An 18,690-nucleotide genomic window follows, 5' to 3' on the forward strand; every position below is an offset into this window, starting at 1 on the left:
GATTAATATGGCTATTAAAACTAGACTTATAGCATGAGAAAACGGTTTGCAGATTGGAATGAGACAATACTTAGAAAAAATAGACACCCAGTAAATCTGAGTGTCTGAAAAAACTTTCATCATGGGGTATCTGAAGCATCAATGAGCTTCCATTCCTGAAACTCCCCTTCCCCTAATTCTTGTATTTCCACAAGTGTACCATCCTCTGGCCGGTTATTCTTAACTCCCAGAACTTTGCCGCTGTTAACAGCACTGAAACGATACGTTCCATCCCAGTGATCGGTTATTCTCCATTGCTGGTTGCCGTAGCCCAGATACTCCCAAACTTGCACATCGTCTCCGGGAGTGATTCCGGATGCATCCAGTACGAACTTGCTGTCACCTGCGTGAACTTTATATGCTCCAGGGGAAACCCCATCAATCTTCCACGTTTGCTCCCCGTCTGTCTGAAGTCTTGCTTTAGAACCATTTGAATTCCCTTCAGGTGTAAGGATTTTACCGGTTGTCTTATCAGCAATCTTAAAGGCCGCCTTGCTGTCAACGATTGTTCTGCCGATAAGCTTTCCATTATTTGAAGTAGCAGTAATGATGCTTCTGCCGTGCCCTGTCATCCTGACTTCTGCACTGCGTTCATCCAGTTTCTTAACTTCGGCTGCATCTGGATTACTTGATTGCCATCTTATTTTTTTATGCTTGTCTGTTGCCGGAAGGATAGCTGCCGAAAGCTTGTGCGTTCCGCCGAGTGGGAGAACAAGCTTTTCATGGTCCATGAACATTTCAAAAGGAGCTGCACCTTCATCCTTCCAGACTCCTTTTAATGGATAAACATCGAGGGAAACGATTTTCACATTACCGCCTTTTGTATAAAAGCTCATGCCATCGCTTGCCCCGTCAGGAAACACAACATTCGAGAAGACTGCCTGGCCATCATTGCCGAATACCTCAATAGAAGATTCGTCTACAAAAATACGCATTTTCACTCGGTTGTTTTTTTGTGCTGCATTTATTTCATGATAAGTGGAAAACTTGTCAGAAAAACTGATGTCTCCTGATTCAGACCTGTCAAAGAATATCTTAGCCTCTGCTGCCTTATAGCCCACAACGGTTTTCTGAGAGTCAGATTCCCTTAGCCTGAATCCAAATTCTGCCTGGCTGTTTTCAGGCAGTTCAACTTCTGCAGCAATTTCATAGGATGTACCTTTTTCGTTTGCCATCAGATTGGCATCTCCTGGCTTTACTGTTTTGCTGCTCCATGATGAAGCTGATCCTCTTAGCTTCTCCAGTTCTTCAATCGGCTCCTGGTACAGTCTGATTCCTTCACCAGGAACAGTCTTCAATGTAAGCTCCCGCGGAATGGACATTTGCCCTTTCCATGGTGAGGTGGGAAAACTGAATGGATAATCCCAGTTGCTCATCCATCCTAATGAAATTCTGCGTCCGTCTTCGTCTGGAATGTCCGAAAAAGACATCGCTGCATACATTTCTTTGCCAAACTCATTTTTCAGCACAGTGCCTGCAGGGTGATCGCTGACGAAACGATTTCCGTCAAATGTCCCCACAAAGTATTCTGAATCTGATCCGCCGGTTTTAGGATTCGCTCCAGTACTGATGGATAGAACCCATTTTTTCTTGTTTGGATCTCCGTCAACCGGCAGCTGGAAGAAGTCAGGGCATTCCCACACTCCCCCTCTGACGAAATCCCCGTACCCAAATGATTCAATCATTTCCCAGTCAAGGAGATTTTGAGAGGTAAAGAAACGGATGTGATCTCCCCCGGATATGACCATGACCCATTGCTTATGATCCTCATCCCAAACGACTTTCGGATCCCTGAAGTCCCAGCCCTGGCCGCCATAAAATTCACCGATATTCGGTATGATCGGGTTGCCATCATAAAATTCCCATGTACGCCCCTTATCTTTGCTGTAAGCAACGCCGATTTTCTGATCGCCATTGTGCTTTTCAGGATTAAACGATGTGTAAAAGGCAATCAGCCCCGATCCTTCCTCGTTAAATAATCCGGACGCATTGGTTTTATCAACGACAGCAGAACCTGACCATGCATGTCCCATCTCATTCCATGGAATCGCGATCGGCAGCCTCTTCCAGTGGACAAGATCCGTGCTTACCGCATGTGCCCATTTTCCGCCGTCCTGATGGAAAAGGTGATATTCCCCTTCATAATAAACTAAGCCGTTCGGGTCACTTGCATAGCCTCTTGCCTGCGTAAAATGATACTGCGGCCGGTATAGCTCAGAATAATAGTCGTCAAATGGAGTGGCGTAGACATGCTGAAAATACGCGGTTCCATTATCGACATTCAATCCGAATTTTCCGCTTGAGTAGGCTGAGTCTTTTACAGAAATCACCGGATCGGCATATCCATCGAAATAGATTTTCATATCATTTCCATCAGCATGAATTTCAAAATGATAGGTTTTGCCTGTTTCTATCTTCCGCTCAGCCATTCCCATAGTACGATCTCCTTTCAAATCAAGGAGACGGATCCTGTTCAGATTGGGATCCAGAGTTAGCATATATCCTTCCCTGCCATCTCCATTTCCTCTGAATACAAGTCCTGCCGTACCAAAAGGAGCTTCATCATCTACCTTTACATCTCCTTCTAAGACGAAATCAGCTCCCGTTGTTTCTGCCATCCGGTAAGTATTTTGTTCTGCAGGGCTCTGCCCCATCGTCCCGTCAAGATGCGGAGTCCACTCACCATTAATGGATTGCCACCCTTCTAAATTGGACTGCAAATCACTCACTTGAATGTTTTGAAAAACGGCATCTCCGCTTGCATGTAAGCCAAAAAGCCCTCTTGTGTAGGTGTCGTCATCTGCCTTCAAAACTGGCATCCCTCCATTCTGCCAGAAGACCTGCAAAGAAGAACCTTCCGCTTTTACCTTTATGCGGTAAAGGATTCCGGGTTCAATCGGCATCTTTGCTTCCGAAAGAACTCTGTTCTGATTGACATCCTTCAGCTGCAAAATGTCTTTTCTTGCATCAGCCTTTACTTGGTATGCCTTTAATCCTGCTTTATCAGACCGGAATAACAAGGAGCCGGTTGCAGTTTTGTCTTTTAGGAGAAGATCCGATTCAAAGGTGAAATCAGCAGAAGAAGTCGTGGAAATGGAATAGATATTCTCTCCTTGCTCAGGGGTAGCCTCTAACCCTTCAAAACCTGCCTGCCATTTGCCGGTTTTTGTTTTTAACCCTGTTAAATTCGTCCGCACTTCACTCATTTGAACCTTGCTGAAGACAAGCTTTCCGCCCTCCGCATGAAAGCCTGTAAATCCTTTAGAATGACTGAAATCCTTAAGGTCCATTACCTTTTTTTCATCCACAAATACGCTAATGGACGGACCATCTGACGTTATTTTCACTCTTGTCTCAGCATTCGCTTTCACTTTGAACGGAACACTTTTCAGAATACGGTCCTCATCCAGTGCAGAAAGAAAAACGCGGTCCCGTTTGGAATCCAGACTTACTTTATATCCTTCTGTGCCTGTCTGATTTGCGCGGAAGACGAGTGACCCTGCGCTGTTCTTAGCGAGTTTTATCGTTGCTTCATAGACCAGATAGCTGCCTGTTTCTGAAATTGATAGAATAAGTGCAGATTTATTTTTAGCTGCAACCCCTTTAAGAGAGCCATCCGTTTCCTTATTCCAGCTTCCCGACAAAGCGGTGTAGCCGAATATCGCCGTTTTATGTTCATCGGCTTCTCCTCTGAATCCCTCCAAAGAAAATACTGAAAAGAGCAGGGCAGCAGCGGCCGCCAGTTTAACCAAAGTCATTTTTTTCATCTATATAACTCCTTCCAGTTATAATAAAGCGCTTTCATTCACTTCTAAAAAAAGAAGGGATTGTAGAGTAACTTTCAACAATCCCTTTAAAAACAATATGTCAGCTGATGACGACTTCTTGATTTACTATTTTCAAAGAAGGCATGGCAGATACCGCACCTACTTTTGTACAGACGATCGCTCCAATCCGATTGCTGAAGGAAACCATCTTTGTGACCAAATCCATATTAGCTGCAGCCATCTTCGGATTCTCTGAATGTGCGATCTGATATAATAATGCGCCTACAAATGCATCACCGGCACCTGTTGAATCAATTGATTTGACGCAGATGCTTGGGACAGCCTTCTTCTCTCTTCCATTTGAAACGATGGTCCCGGCGCTCCCTAATGTGACGGCAATCAGTCCTTCGCAGGTTTCCTGAAGAGCATCGAGTCCTGCAGTGACACCATTCACTCCTGAAATCAGTTCAAGTTCGTCCGCACTCATTTTAATAAAATCAGCCAGCCCCATTGCCATTTTTGCCAAGCTGATAAACTCTTCTGTGTTTGCTTTCCACAGATCGTTTCTGAAATTCGGATCAAAGGAAATGAATTTCCCTTCGTTCTTTGCTTTTTTCATCATGTCAAAATAAAGCGTTCGAAACGGGTCTTCCAGCAGTGCTGTTGCTGATCCAAAATGAAGAATGCCCGCTTGTTTTATTTTTTCCTCATCAATATCCTGCTCAGATAAAAAAGCATCAGCCCCTCTGTTAAAAAGGAAATCTCTCTCTCCATCCGCCTGAAGCGATACAAAGGCAAGCGATGTTTTGTGTACAGGATCAAATACAACCATAGACGTATCAACGCCCGCTTCATCAAGCGTTTTCTTCAGAAAAGAACCAAAAGGGTCGTTTCCCACTTTTCCGCAGAAGGAAGCCTTGCCTCCTAATTTAGCTATAGCCGCACAAACATTGGCAGGAGCTCCTCCCGCTTGTTTTTCAAACTTCTTTCCTTCCATTAAATTAATATCTGTTTCCGTGCAGAAAAAATCAATCAGCAATTCCCCGATGCAAATAACAGACGAACCCACCTTGCTTTCACCCTTCCTTGTTCCAAATGGAAGACAGCTCATGCAGCTCAAATGATTTTACTTTTATGCTTCCACCTGAAGCGGCCAGGTGCAATTCGCTCTTTTCAGATGAAGGGAACACAAGGCTCGTAATGGCGCATTCACCGTCATTGCCGAAAAGTTCAATGGAAGAGGCATCTAAAAGCAACTGCAAACGAACGCCGTTTTTCTTCATCTTTAAGGGTGCAGCCTGCACCGCAGGGAATGAAGATGAAAAGTCAGATTCACCTGAAAGTGTTCTGTCTGCTGACAGGATTTCCGCTTCTGCATCATAACGGATGACCGTTTTTTCTGAATCAGAATGCTGAATCGTCAGTTCAGCAATGGAAGCGTCCTGAAATTCAACTTCCAGATTTAGTTCAAGCAATGTGCTCTCCAAAGGAATGGAAAGCGGCTGATCCGGTGTTAAAAGCTTATCCTTAAAAGTATTGCTCCTCTTTCTCAGCACTCTTGCTTCTGAAACAGGTTTTTGAATAATGCGGACTCCATCCGCACTTGAGGCTAGGGATAATTCCCTCGGGATCGTCATGACACCCCGCCACTCTTTTGTAGGAACTTGATTGGCATAGCGCCAATTGCTCATCCACCCGATATAAATTCTTCTGCCGTCACTTGATGGCATGTCAGACCAGCTGACTCCAGCGTAGTTGTCCCTTCCGTAGTCCAGCCAGAGAACGGTCTCTTTGTCATGATCATTAATAAAGGTCTCTCCATCGAAATCTCCTATAAAATACTGAGTCCAAGAGCCTTCTGCATGTTCGCCGGTATCCCCCAGGCTGACAAGCATCACCCATTTCACCTTGTCTCCATCAACCTTAAGGGGGAACAGATCAGGACATTCCCAGAACCCGGCATGAGAGCCTTCTCCAAACTCACTTGCAAACTGCCAGTTAATTAAATTGATAGACTTGTAAATCGTCACGCTCTGGCCTGTAGCAAGAACCATTATCCAGTGCTTGGTTTCAGAGTGCCAGAAAACTTTAGGATCACGGTAATCTGTTTTTGTTTCGTCAATAAGGACCGGATTGCCGCTGTACTTTGTCCATGATCTCCCGTTATCCTTGCTGTATGCGATGCATTGGCGCTGACGCGGCCTTTCTGAGTCAGGATACGAATCATGGCTTGTATAGATCGCAACCAGCCCAGGCTGATCGTCGAAGAAACCGGTCGTATTATCCCAGTCGACGACTGCGCTTCCTGAGAAAATGGCTCCATGTTCATCAGGATGCAGCGCGACAGGAAGATGCTCCCAGTGAATTAAATCCTTGCTGACCGCATGGCCCCAATGCATCGGACCCCAGATTGTACTAAAGGGATGATGCTGGTAGAACAGATGATACTCACCGTTAAAAAACACCATTCCGTTAGGATCATTCAGCCATTTTCCGAGTGGCGAAAAGTGAAAATGGGGACGATATTTTTCTGTTAAAATCGGTTTCACGAAAAAAACTCCTTTTCCATAGATTAAGAGACTGCAGAAAAGAACAACAGCCTCTTTAGTTTAATGTTTAATGTTTAATGTTTATTGTTTATTGTTTATTGTTTATTGCTGATTGCGGTCATAGCCTGTCTGTTTGATTTCAAGCCACTCCTGAAGTCCTAAACGGTCAAGTTCAGCTAAATATTCCTTCCATTCTGCTTCCGCTTTTCCGTTTGTCATCCATTCAGCGCGCTTTCTGTTAATGTAAGCAAATAGATCCGTTTCAATGGATGATAGCTTATCCAGCTCTTCAATAGAGAAGAAGACTTTTGGATACGTATTTTCAGCTTTCATATGAGGAACCATAACATCTTTCATCAAGTCCAGTCTCCAAGCAGCATCATCCGGCTTCGTGGTAACGGATCCATAGTATTCATCTAAAATTGCAAGAGGTCCGTTAACACTTGTTTTTTGACGAACTTCAACTGGTGCAGCTCCTTCAAGCGGCAGATGCTTCAGCATATTTGCAGATTCGTCATATTCAAAGATGTTTTGCTGTTTGTCATCTCCGTATGTTCCCCAGTTGTTCTGAACAGACTGCAGCGGATCATACAGCTGGTCAATCCATTTAGCGGTAAGCTCAAGATTTTTATTTGAACTTGTAATGACCATTCTCCCTCTGTCAAAGCCCATTCCATTTGTTCTGGCAACGTTTACATTTCCATCCGGTCCAGCTACTGGAGACATAAGGTCATATTTGTCATTCATGCCGGTAATGTTTGCTTTGTCCCAGGTAAAGTACATGCCGTACCGTTCATCTTTGCCTTTTGCAAGATACGTGTTCCAGTCGTGTTCAAACGCTTCTACATCAATTAAGCCTTCCTTATAAAGATCGCTGAAGTACATGATGGCATCTTTATACCCTTCCTCAGCTGCTGTCAGGATCACTTTGCCTTCATTGCTTACAACTGTATGATCCCAGTTATCTCCAAGGCCGAATGCTCCGAATAAGAAGGCAGGATCTTCACCGCCATGATTAATGATGAAGGACATTGGAATTTCGTCCGCTTTTCCGTTTCCGTTTGGATCCTGAGTCTTAAAGGCAACTAATACGTTCTTTAGCTCTTCTGTATTTGCCGGCATTTTTAAGCCCAGCTTATTGAGCCACTCCACATTAATCCACGGAAAATCATCAACTGAATGAATATTCTCTTTGCCTGTCCCAAGCTCTTCAATCCATGGGAAGGAATAGATATGACCGTCAGGAGCTGTCATCATTGCTTTATATTCTGGTGAAGAATCGAGCACTTTTTTCAGATTCGGCATGTGTTTTTCAATTAAATCCTCAACTGGAATAATCGCTCCATCTTTTGCAAGCTTCAGCAAGTCATAGTCGCCGTAGCCTGCATCCATAATGGCATCCGGCAAATCACCGCTTGCCATAGCCAGATTTCTCTTCTCCGCAAACACATCGTTCGTATAGTTTTTCCACTGGATTTGAACACCCGTTTTTTCTTCCAGTCTCTTATAAATGAGTTTATCATTTGGATCTTTAGGCGCAAGCGGCGAGCTTTGCGTGATAAATTTCAGCGTAACTTCTTCCTTAAGCGGGAAGGAGACATCTTTTAGTTCATAGTCTTCTGAAGATGAGACATTTTTGCTTGTGCAGCCGGATAATAAAACAGCTGCAATAGCGGCAGTTCCTATAGCTCTCTTAACATGTTTCATTACATTTCCCCCTGTATCATTTGTTATTTTAATGAACCGACCATAACCCCTTTTTCAAAGTACTTCTGGAAGAATGGATACATAATGATCAGCGGAAGGCTTGAGATCACGATCGCCGAGTATTTAATCATCTCTGAAACCTTAGCAAGCTCTGCCATTGCCAATTGATCGCTGATCATGCCGGGTTCAGCCTGGTTCTGAATTAAGATGGATCGTAAAACAAGCTGCAATGGATGCATTTTAGGATCTTCAAGATAAATCATGGCATCGAAATAGGAATTCCATTGGCCGACAAACGCATAGAGCGCGAGAACAAAAATAATCGGTTTAGAAAGCGGTATCACGATTTTGAAGAAAATAAGCAAGTCCGAGGCCCCGTCCACTTTAGCTGCTTCATGCAGTTCATGCGGTATCCCCTTAAAGTAAGTTCTGGCAAGTATGATGTTCCACACATTGACTGCTCCCGGCAGCAAAATCGCCCAGACCGTATTTAACATGCCGAGATCTTTGACAACCAGATACGTCGGAATTAATCCGCCGCTGAAAAACATCGTAAAAAGAAAGAATGTCATAAAAGCGTTTTTACCGACAAACCCTTGAGTCGCCAGAGGAAAAGCAGCAAATATGGAGACAACGACGGTAATAATGGCAAATCCTGCAGAGTAAAGCATGGCATTTATAAATCCCCTAACCATTGAATCATCGGATAGAATCCGTTTATATCCCTCTAGGCTCCAATCAGACACTTTAAACGACAAACCCTGATTCAGAAGAACATTTGGATCCATGAATGAAGCGATGACGACATAAACGAGCGGGACCAGGACGGCAAGGACAGCCAGACAAAGAAATACAGCATTCAGAGACAGGATGATCCGGTCTATTCTTGTGTGTTTAATCATATAAATCCTCCTCTCAGGTTAATAAAGTCCTTCTCCTTCATTCAGTTTTTTGACAACAAAATTCACGACAATAAGCAAAATGACGTTGATGACTGAGTTGAACAGGCCAACTGCAGTTGAATAAGCGTAATCTCCTGCCTGCAAACCAATTTTATAAACGTAGGTCGGAAGAATCTCCGATGTCGGCAAGTTCATGGCTGTCTGCATCAGAAAAGCTTTTTCAAACCCAATCGCCATGATACCGCCTGCACCTAAAATAAAGATAATAGCCATAAGCGGCTTTAAAGCCGGCAGATCAATATGGATCATCCGCTGAAGAATGTTTGCTCCATCAATCGTCGCTGCCTGGTGCAATTCAGGATCCACGTTCGCCAAAGCGGCAACATAGACAATGGACGACCATCCAGCAGCCTGCCAGATTCCAGAGATAATATAAATGGATCTGAAGTATTCAGGATCAGACATAAACATGACCGGCTTACCGGTTAAAAACGCAAGAAAATGATTGATCGGACCCGTCGGGGCCAAAAAGATAAACAGCATCCCAACAATGACAACGACAGAAATAAAGTTTGGCGCATATAAAAACAGCTGAATATTTTTCTTAATGGCTGCTCTTCTGACCTGGTTCAGCATTAAGGCAAGAATGATTGGAATGGGAAACCCAAGCAAAAGCCCGTATAAACTGAGCTTAAGTGTGCTCATAAAGATTGTTTCGAAATTAGGCGAGGTCAAAAACTCTTCAAAATGTTTAAAGCCGACCCATTCGCTGCCCCATATCCCTTTAATTGTGCTGAAATCCTTAAAAGCAATGATGGCTCCGTACATCGGAACATATTTAAAAACGATTGTCAGAATAACAGCAGGTGCGATCAGCAAGTACAAAAAGTAATTCTTTTTTATATAGTCCCATTTGTACTTTGCTTTGGTCTTCTTTTCCGGCCTGCTAATGACAGCGCCATCATCTTTGGCCTTCACTACCTCCTGCATGCAACTCCCCCCCTTGATAGAAAACACTTATAAGCGCTTTCATAATTTGCGTTCAGAGATTTCTATCTGTGTTCTCTGTAATTCCACTTTATCAAACAGGCATTTTGAAAAAGTTTGAATTCTTTGGATGAAGGAGTTTAATATTTTTGGCACTTAAAAAAAGTAAAAACCCGAGTCCGAAGACTGCGGGTTCCGTTAAGTGAGGGAGAACCTAAAATCCATCCTATAAAAATCAAAAATACCAGTACTGTGAATCAAAAAGCCGATCCCAAATGGAACCGACTAAAAACGTTTTAGAAACAGGAGTTGTTTTTTACTCCCTTTTCCCCATGACTGCAAACTAGTTCTCTTCACTATCGGCAAAGTTAAAAACTCTGCCAGAGGCATCTCTGCAATTTCTCCGACTGTGACTTTTTTGTATATTAGCGTCGATGTAATTGATTGAGATACTAATCAAAACTTTAAGCCCTAACTTATACTGCCTGATTCCATCATTCTTTGATCTTTAAAGAATTTAGCAAATATATACCGAACTAAAGGTCCCATAATGATAAGCTGCAGAGGGAAAGCAAAAATTAAATTTTTAAACACAATGGAAAAGTAGCTTATAAATAATGATTCTTCGCCTAAGCCGTTATAAAAATAAGCAGTCCCTAATCCATAAAGAGACATAAAAAGAACCATTCCAACTACCATAAAAAATGAAACAGATAGAATGACAAAGATCTTTTTAGATTTGTCATATGGCAAAGAAAAAGCAATTTTCTGTGCCGCTGGACCGACAATAAATAGCTCCAGTAAGAAAGCAATAATAAAACCCAGCATAAGTTGTATAAGTATACCTTTAATGGGTACCATTCCAATCAAGCCATTTATCAATAAATTATAAAACGTCATGACTACGACCATGCCCAAGCACATGATTAGCCCAAAATAAAAACTTTCTCTCTTAGTTGTCGGCAAATTTTCCTACATCCCTTCTTTTAAGTACCTTGCTATTATAGCGAAAAGGGAAATCTCTTCATAAGTGACTATTTTGTGAACAATGTATTATCTGCTTTACTCATTTATTGTTTTAGCCTTTTTCTTCTACCGTCATCTTGCCCTTTAACTTAAGAAGAAAAAAATCTAATCCTCCTAATAGAATAACGGAAACCACTATATTAACTTTTATTTCCAACGACAGAATAACCAGCCCCTTTTTCTGGCGGGCTGGTTATTCTATGTTTTATTCATTTTAAATGGAAAAATCCCTGTGAATCGTATGCAAATTTGTTTTCAAATGAAAATTGTATTTTTCTCCTTTAAAATGGAACACCTTGTGCAGCGACCCCATTTCATTCCTTGTCATTTATATCATCCAGCCCGCTGTTTATTTTCGCCACTGCCTTATCTGCAGATGCTTTTACGTCTTTCCCGCCTATGCCGATTTCTTCAAATAATTCCTTAAGAGCATCGCTTATAACTGGGTATGCAGGTGAAACAGGCCGGTTTTTTGAGTACTTCAATGCCTGCTGCACAAAGATATTTTTTGGATAGGCTGTCAGCTCAGGAAATGCTTTTGAGACGGAAAATCTCGCTGGCATATCGCCAGTTATATCCACATATTTTTTTGAGCCCTCAAAGCTTGTCATATACCTGATAAACTTCCATGCCTCTTCCGGATGATCGGATTTAGCCGAAATGCCGAGTGCCCAGCCTCCATTTGGAGTAACCTGATAATTTCCCTTTGGCAAAGGAGCTACTCCGAAGTCCTCACCCAGTTTAAAATCAGGGTTATTCCGTTCAATTTCCCCAAGCATCCATGATCCCAAGACAGTCATGCCCAGGTGTCCTGTTATAAACGGATCGGGAGGCAGATCAACAGACGCCACTTTGTAGCGGTGATAGAGGTCCTGATAGAATTGCAGGGCCTGTACCGCGTTTTTAGAATTAAGATAACCGGAGGCAGTTTTTCCATCAGGGCTCAAAACATCCGCACCAAATTGCCATAATAAAGGCGTTTTGAAGTAGCTTGGAGATTCCCCGTCGCTGAATCCCTGTGCAGGATCAATCCCGAAGATTTCATTCCCGGGATCATTTATTTTTTTGGCCATTTCCACTACCTCGTCCCATGTCATTGGGGAAGCAGGATCATCGGATGGAAGAGGCAATCCGGCTTTTTTAAATAGGTCAATATTATAAAATAAGGCCACACCTGATTCTGCAATAGGAGACAGATAGATTTCATCTTCAAATTTCATGCCTTCAAGTGTTGAAAAAGGAATATCCTCGATCTCTCCTTCTTCTTTCATTTCCTTGTCAATCGACAGCAGCGCACCTGAATTGGCATAGAGGGCGAGGTTAGGACTGTCGATCGACATAATGTCAGGCGGGCTTCCGGCCGCAATTTCCGTTCTCAGTCTTAACTCATAATCACCATACGGGATGGCATTCATTTTAATCGTGATTCCGGGATGAGAGGACTCAAAGGCTGCTATCAGTTCTTTATAAGCTTCATTTTCTAGCTTGGTGCCATAATTCCTCCAGAAAGTCAGTTCAATGTTCTCTGATTTCCCGGAGAGCACTCCCGGATTGTTATTTTCCTCATCTGAAAACAAGCTGAATGAAGAAAAGGCATAATAGCCTGCTGCAATGAACAGCAGAATGACTGGTATAAAAATGGCAGCTCTTTTTTTCATCGTCTTTCCCTGCCTGCTATTTCATCCATGTTTAGTGCAGCCTTCCGATATTCTGCAGGAGTCTGTCCGGCGTGTTTTTTAAAAACGGTGCTGAAGTAGCCGGAATTGGAATAACCTGTCAAGTATGCGATATCAATCACTTTCAGCTGTCTGTCTTTTAATAATTCACATGCATGCTTCATCCGTACCTCCACTAAATAATCACTGAAGTTCTGGCCGACATGAAGCTTAAAAAGTTCAGATAAGTAGGCACTATTGATATGAAATTGTTCAGATAAAGAGGTCAGCGTGACTTCATTTGCAAAATTCAGATCCAAATAACGGCGGACATTTTCAACAATGGCCAAACCATTTGGCGAAGAACGTGACTTGCTTACCAGAAGGATAATCCTGTGAGCAAATTCAGTTACTTGCTCAATGACTTTTTCATGGGCGGTCAGTTCTCCGATGCTCTGCTGACAAGACCACATCGTCTGATTGATTTCCGCTCTGTCCATATCATATTTCGCAGCAAGTGATTCAAGCAGAAGGAGAAGCCGATTGGCTGCAAAAGAAAAAGACAGCATGGACCCCGCCTTTGCTTCAAGCAGAAGGTCATTTATCAGCTTCCTGCCTTCCTTCAGGCTGCCATTTTCAATCAAGTTTGCTGCTTTTTTCTCCTTATCAGGAGAGAGTTCGAAAACGTCCTTATGATGCGTTCCATCGATTACTTGTGATTTCAGTCCCGGATCACTCTGGCTCCAGGCAAGCAAAGAAGAAATATAGCCTGTTTTTAACTCCGTCAGATTACTTACCTTCTTGCCCATTCCGATCACTGTTTCAGCTTTGAGATACTTTTTAACATACGTTTGTACCTTTTTCACAATACTCAAGGTTTCTAAAGGTTTCTTTCTATCTATGCAGTGAAGAAAGTGAAGCATGTTTGAATAGCCCGCATCATAATATGCACAAGTCCCTTCATACTGTTCGGCTATTTCTTTGCAGAGCATCCTAAACGGGAGCCAAAGCTCTTTTACTGAATGTTCTTCTGACGCCCTAAGTTCAACTGTGAAGAATTGAACGTGTTTTTCTTCCTCCGCTAGAAAGCCCAGCTTAAGGTGCTGGAGTCTTTCTGCAGCGAGAAATGGTTCAGACCATTCTTCCTTTACCAGCTGCAGCAAGTACTGTTCTTTCATTTCTTCCAGCTGTGTGTGAACCATCCTGGAGATTTTTTCGGATTCAAGCAGCTGCTTTTTTTCAAGGACAATTTCTTCTTTCACTCTTCTCAAAGCTCCTGCGAGCTCATCGGGAGCTACAGGCTTCAGCAAGTAATCTTTCACCCCTTCAACAAGAGAAGATCGAACATATTCAAAATCTGAGTACCCCGATAAAACGATGACTTTTACATGGGGAAATTTCCTGTGGCACCTTCTAGCGAATTCAATTCCGTCCATGACCGGCATCCGTACATCTGTTATGACCAGATCTGCTTTTATTTCTTCCACTAATTGAAGCGCTTCCTTTCCATTTGATGCTTCTCCGGCAATCTGGAATCCCTCTTCTTCCCACTTTGCTTTCATTTTCAGCCCTCTGCGGACTTGAATTTCATCATCCGCTATAATGACCTTCATCATGTATATCCCCCTCATTTCCCTTTATACATAATGCAATTCTTGTCCCGGCTCCTTCTTCTGACTTGATTTCAATTGAAAAGCGGCTGCCGCAGAAGAGCTTCAATCTTCCAATCACATTTCTAAGGCCAATGCTGCTTCCGCTGCTGTCCAATACGCCCATGGTTTCATATTCTTTTTCTTCTGCCAAAAGCTGCGAAATCATCTCCTGGGACATGCCTATGCCATCGTCTTCTATCGCTATGGTTAACCTGTTTTCTCTCCATTCTGTCCGAATCAGAATCTCTGCATCTGTTTTTTCCAGTAAACTGTATTTCACTGCATTTTCAACAAGCGGCTGGATAATAAATTTACAGATTGGAAACGAAGCAGCTGCTTGATCCTCCTCAATTCTAAACTTGATGGCACCATCGTACCTCAGCTTCAGGATTTCAATAAAATCCCTGATATAGGTAAGCTCCTCCCTTAACCTGACTATGTCTGATTTGGTGTTTAACGAGTATCTCATCATTCTTCCAAGATAGATGCTCACATCCAGAACTTCCTTCTGTTTATTCTGCAGGGCGAGACTGCCGATAACTTCAAGCGTGTTGTTTAAAAAATGAGGATTGATCTGAAGAAGCAATGCTTTGTATTCAGCATCTTTCCTCCGGAGATTCGCCTTGTATTCTGTCTTAATTAACTCGTTCAGCTTTCCGATTGTATGATCAAAAACTTTTATAGCATACCCGACCTCATGATTATAAGATTTAATTGTCGGCATAAACTTCCTTGCACCATCAAGATCCCCTTTTTCAACGAACTTCATAGCATTTGTAAGCTTACCGAGCGGTCTTACGATGTTTGAGGATAGGACGTAGGAAGCAAGGATCGTCAGCAGAAAGATGATGGCACTGAAAACCAATAAATTCTGCTGGAGCTTATCGATTTTGGCAAACAGTTCAGATTTTGTAATTTCGCTGACCAGCGTCCAATTTCCTATCTTCAGTTTTTGAAAAAAGACAAGATAGTCTTCATCGTTGTACGCTGTTTCTATTAGTCCATTAGGCTGCTTCATTCGCTGAATTTTTCCAAGACTGTCATTTATAACAGAAGATGGAGTTTCTACCTTTCCGGATAAAACGTTATTTCCATTATCATCCAGCAAATATACACGTCCATTTTCGCCAAGTTTAATTTTCCCCAGTGCCGTTTCAAGCAGCGAAGATGGAAAACTGACTTTGATCATTCCAGATAGGTCCAGCACCTGCAAATCAAAGAGAGGAATTAAGTAGCTGTTTACCTCTGCTTCCCTCATAGTTTGATGGAGCTGATACGGGTCACGGTGATGGTTGACCCATCGCTTTTCTCCCTTTAAAAATTCCTGGTACCATTCTGTTTCAGCAAGCAGCGGGTTATTCCCCCATGTTCCTGTCCCATCGTTTAAGAAAACAGAAATACCCATACCATTTGAATTATTGACCATCATGGAAGAAAGCTGCATTTTCAGCTGATTTTTGATTAGAAGCCGTTCAGCAGACGGGACAGCCGGATCACTTTCTGAATGCAGCCACTCCTGTGTTGCCTGATTGACAAGTACCTGCTTTCCCAAATCCTCTGCCTGTGAGGTGACGGAGTTAATATAGATGGAGTATTGCTCCATCATTTCGACTGTTGAATCTTTTGTCTGATCTTCTATGACGGATGTAAACCATGCCGGAATAAGAAGGGATAAAACAAGAAATGGAACGGTCAGGAGAATGGTAAAAATGATGAACAAACGATTTCTCAGAGAATAAAACATGGAGCCTCCCGGGAACTTTTCAAAAGTTTCTGCTAGTTCTATTTTCTTAAAGTATAATACAAACCGGGGGTGGCTGGTTTGTATTTTTATAAACACCCTTTTGGTAAAAAACGTCGGGAGTTAGACATCATTCCATAAAAAAAGAAAAAGCAGCTTAAAAGCTGCCTTTTCTCTTATTTCCGAATCCAAACCGCTCCAGCAGAGTTATCCTTCGCTTCGCCTACAACCTGGAATTTCAGGCCGTAATTTGGAACTTTGCGTCCAGCGTCTGGAATGACTTCATTCATGTATGATCTTGAGTCATCGAAGAATGTGACTCCTTTTAAACCGTTGTAGCTGTATTCGCCGCGTGTCGGGCTGTCTACGTACCAAGACGCAGATTTGTCATAAGAGAATGCTGCGTCTGCGATTTGATAGCGGGTTGATTGTGTTGTTGTCAGTTTTCCGTCCAGCAATCCGTATAATGGCTGCGGATGAGAGTCGACCACTCCTAGGAACCCTTCACCAGGATGCTCGCCAACCCAGTTGTCTGTGTAGCTGTTATCTGCATACCAGACGACCATGCCTGTATTGTATTTAGGACCGCGGGAGAAAGCTAATGCTTTGTCAGATCCAGCGTAGTTTCTCCACTCTAAGTAATAATGGTGCTGTGCAAGGTATGTTCCCTCAAATGCTTTGAAGCCATCCAATGTAAATTTAGATGCACCTTCTGCATCGTCGCTGAAAACTTGCTCGCCATCAGCAGTAAGAACTGCGTTGTCTAAAGCAAACCCTTCAGGTGCAAGGCCACCGTCTGTTAAATATTCAAATACCAGTTTTACTTTTTTGCCTGCAAATTCGCTGAGGTCGTAGGATTTGTCAATCCATTTTCCGTTTGTTGTTCCTTTAGTAGCGTCGCCGTCTGTCACATCGCCGCCTAATATTTCAAGAACTTTGGTGCCATCTGCTGTCTCTGCTTTTACGGTTAATGAGTCACATGCGCAGCCGTATTCAATGTCATAGTTTGCTTTGTAAGAGAATGTTGCATTTGTTTTTCCTGTTAAATCGAATTCAGGTGTTTCCATCACTGTATGAAGGTCATCGCCTTTTGTACTGTGATAATATTTTTCACCGAATTCAGGCTGAATTGTGCTTTTTACTTGTTTTTCAGGAAGGTTGACTTTGACGATTCCTGGGTTATTTGATTTTGTGACACTTTGATCGAGGAATGTTGCTGTTCCTTCAGCTGTCACATCTTTGTAGTCAATTTCCTGGATGTTCGCCCAGTTTCCGCCCATAACAGTTTGGAAGAATTCTTTGTTCTGCGGGGAGAAGCTTGTCGGTTCTGTACCCGCTGTTTGGCCATTCCAGCTGCCTCCGCTCATGATTGACCATGAGGCAACAGGCTCGCCGTTTCCGGAGTACTGCGTGTCATATTCGTCAGGAAGACCTAAATCATGTCCGAATTCATGTGCGAATACGCCGACTGCACCATCTTCAGGCTGGATCGTGTAGTCAAATGCAGCCATTTGTCCACCCCAGTATGGTACTTCTGCTTTTGTTCCTTCAACTTTGTATACTCCGTCCAGCGTCCAGCGGTGAGACCAAATTGCATCATTGCCCAGCTTGCCGCCGCCAGCTTCTTGTCCGGTTCCAGCATGTACGATCATCAAATGGTCAACAAGTCCGTCCGGCTCGTTTTGATTGCCGTCTCCATCTAAATCATATAAATCAAATTCGTCATATTGAGAGAGATCCATACCAGATTTAGCTGCCGCATTAAGCGTATCTTTCACAAGGTCACGTGGTCCTTTTGGCGCCAAGTTGTCATGGCCTCCAGCAGGATTGTCATCGCCATAATCAGCTGCTTTGCCAGGAACAGTCAGCCATTCAGAAACTGTGCCGTCTACTGTATAGCTTCCGCCTGATTGCTCTTCATAATATTGCTTGAATGTAGGTACTTTTTTACCGTCTAATAGCTGAAACGGCTTGTCTCCGAAAAGCATTTTTTCATAGTGTTCCTTGCTGAAATCATTAGAGTACATGTAGCCATCTTCTTTGACAATATTGTTATGCTTGAAATCTTCAAACTCGACAAGCAAGATTAGAACTTTGTCTTCTCTTACAGTCCCACTGTATTCAGACTGCTTTGCCGGCTTTACATTTACAAAGCCGTCCTTTTTACTTTTTTCCAGTTTTTCATGACCTTTATTTAATTGCTTTGTCAGCTTTTCTTTCTGCTTTGTTAAGAAATCCTTTGATTTCTTATCCATGTCCACTTTTGCATTGTGATTATCTTCATGGAGATCAAGTGTCGGTTTTTCACCTTGCTTTTTCTCAATATATTTTTTCACGGCTGCAGCGACTTCCTTGTCACTTGCTTTTTGCGGAATGAGTCCTTGTTTTTTTAATGCATTTGCCAGGCGGTCTTCATTGATAATGTTCAGATCAATTGGTGCAGACAATGCTGTTTGAACGTCTGTTGGTACTGGTTCTTTCGCAAACGCAGCTGGTGCGAATAAACCTGCGGCCAAACTTGTTGCCAAAAGTGATGTTCCGAATTTCTTGCTCCACTTTGCCAATACTACCCCTCCTATTTGTAAGAACATGTAGAATTTTCTGTTTTTTCTACATATTTAAAGATAGCACAATCATAATTAGATAGAATTGACCTTTTCTCCTA

General features: G+C 42.7%; 11 protein-coding genes. All 11 read right to left on the bottom strand.

Features of this window, described 5'->3' with window-relative positions; all coding sequences use genetic code 11:
• Nucleotides 1–119 precede the first annotated feature (119 nt).
• The 11 genes from K8L98_RS20400 to K8L98_RS20450 all read right to left on the bottom strand — a co-directional run bounded on the left by K8L98_RS20400 (nucleotide 120) and on the right by K8L98_RS20450 (nucleotide 18,589).
• Nucleotides 120–3,806 (bottom strand): GH32 C-terminal domain-containing protein, encoded by a 3,687-nt coding sequence (locus tag K8L98_RS20400; protein ID WP_223437612.1) that lies wholly within the window; start codon nucleotides 3,804–3,806, stop codon nucleotides 120–122.
• Nucleotides 3,807–3,906: 100 nt separating this feature from the next.
• Entirely contained in the window at nucleotides 3,907–4,875 is a 969-nt protein-coding gene (locus tag K8L98_RS20405; RefSeq protein WP_223437614.1) for a carbohydrate kinase family protein, read from the bottom strand.
• A gap of 7 nt (nucleotides 4,876–4,882) precedes the next feature.
• Nucleotides 4,883–6,355: a glycoside hydrolase family 32 protein gene (locus K8L98_RS20410; RefSeq protein WP_223437616.1), complete on the bottom strand. Its 1,473-nt coding sequence runs from the start codon at nucleotides 6,353–6,355 to the stop codon at nucleotides 4,883–4,885.
• Between the two features lie 102 nt (nucleotides 6,356–6,457).
• Nucleotides 6,458–8,062, bottom strand: coding sequence for an ABC transporter substrate-binding protein (locus tag K8L98_RS20415; protein ID WP_223437618.1), 1,605 nt, complete (start codon nucleotides 8,060–8,062; stop codon nucleotides 6,458–6,460).
• A 23-nt stretch (nucleotides 8,063–8,085) separates the two neighbouring features.
• Complete coding sequence (locus K8L98_RS20420) at nucleotides 8,086–8,964, bottom strand: carbohydrate ABC transporter permease (protein WP_223437628.1); 879 nt, start codon at nucleotides 8,962–8,964, stop codon at nucleotides 8,086–8,088.
• Nucleotides 8,965–8,982: 18 nt separating this feature from the next.
• Complete coding sequence (locus K8L98_RS20425; RefSeq protein ID WP_223437630.1) at nucleotides 8,983–9,954, bottom strand: ABC transporter permease; 972 nt, start codon at nucleotides 9,952–9,954, stop codon at nucleotides 8,983–8,985.
• A 468-nt stretch (nucleotides 9,955–10,422) separates the two neighbouring features.
• On the bottom strand, nucleotides 10,423–10,917 hold the full coding sequence (locus tag K8L98_RS20430; RefSeq protein ID WP_223437632.1) for a DUF2798 domain-containing protein: 495 nt from the start codon (nucleotides 10,915–10,917) through the stop codon (nucleotides 10,423–10,425).
• A 374-nt stretch (nucleotides 10,918–11,291) separates the two neighbouring features.
• A complete protein-coding gene (locus K8L98_RS20435) occupies nucleotides 11,292–12,635 on the bottom strand; it encodes an ABC transporter substrate-binding protein (protein WP_223437633.1) in 1,344 nt (447 codons plus the stop codon).
• Entirely contained in the window at nucleotides 12,632–14,248 is a 1,617-nt protein-coding gene (locus K8L98_RS20440) for a response regulator transcription factor (RefSeq protein ID WP_223437635.1), read from the bottom strand. Before K8L98_RS20440 ends, K8L98_RS20435 begins: the two co-directional genes overlap by 4 nt.
• The gene (locus tag K8L98_RS20445; RefSeq protein WP_223437637.1) at nucleotides 14,223–16,028 is read right to left on the bottom strand and encodes a cache domain-containing sensor histidine kinase; all 1,806 of its coding nucleotides are present in this window, start codon (nucleotides 16,026–16,028) and stop codon (nucleotides 14,223–14,225) included. The genes K8L98_RS20440 and K8L98_RS20445 overlap by 26 nt, the downstream gene beginning before the upstream one ends.
• A gap of 173 nt (nucleotides 16,029–16,201) precedes the next feature.
• Nucleotides 16,202–18,589: an immune inhibitor A domain-containing protein gene (locus K8L98_RS20450; RefSeq protein ID WP_420828800.1), complete on the bottom strand. Its 2,388-nt coding sequence runs from the start codon at nucleotides 18,587–18,589 to the stop codon at nucleotides 16,202–16,204.
• Nucleotides 18,590–18,690: the final 101 nt, after the last annotated feature.

The sequence above is a fragment of the Metabacillus dongyingensis genome, from assembly GCF_019933155.2.
Classification (GTDB): Bacteria; Bacillota; Bacilli; order Bacillales; family Bacillaceae; genus Bacillus_P; species Bacillus_P dongyingensis.

What these genes read in the sequence shown, in the direction of transcription:
- K8L98_RS20445 (WP_223437637.1), bottom strand. Translation starts at nt 16,028, where the DNA reads ATGTTTTATTCTCTGAGAAATCGTTTGTTCATCATTTTTACCATTCTC.
- K8L98_RS20425 (WP_223437630.1), bottom strand. Translation starts at nt 9,954, where the DNA reads ATGCAGGAGGTAGTGAAGGCCAAAGATGATGGCGCTGTCATTAGCAGG.
- K8L98_RS20435 (WP_223437633.1), bottom strand. Translation starts at nt 12,635, where the DNA reads ATGAAAAAAAGAGCTGCCATTTTTATACCAGTCATTCTGCTGTTCATT.
- K8L98_RS20420 (WP_223437628.1), bottom strand. Translation starts at nt 8,964, where the DNA reads ATGATTAAACACACAAGAATAGACCGGATCATCCTGTCTCTGAATGCT.
- K8L98_RS20415 (WP_223437618.1), bottom strand. Translation starts at nt 8,062, where the DNA reads ATGAAACATGTTAAGAGAGCTATAGGAACTGCCGCTATTGCAGCTGTT.
- K8L98_RS20400 (WP_223437612.1), bottom strand. Translation starts at nt 3,806, where the DNA reads ATGAAAAAAATGACTTTGGTTAAACTGGCGGCCGCTGCTGCCCTGCTC.
- K8L98_RS20440 (WP_223437635.1), bottom strand. Translation starts at nt 14,248, where the DNA reads ATGATGAAGGTCATTATAGCGGATGATGAAATTCAAGTCCGCAGAGGG.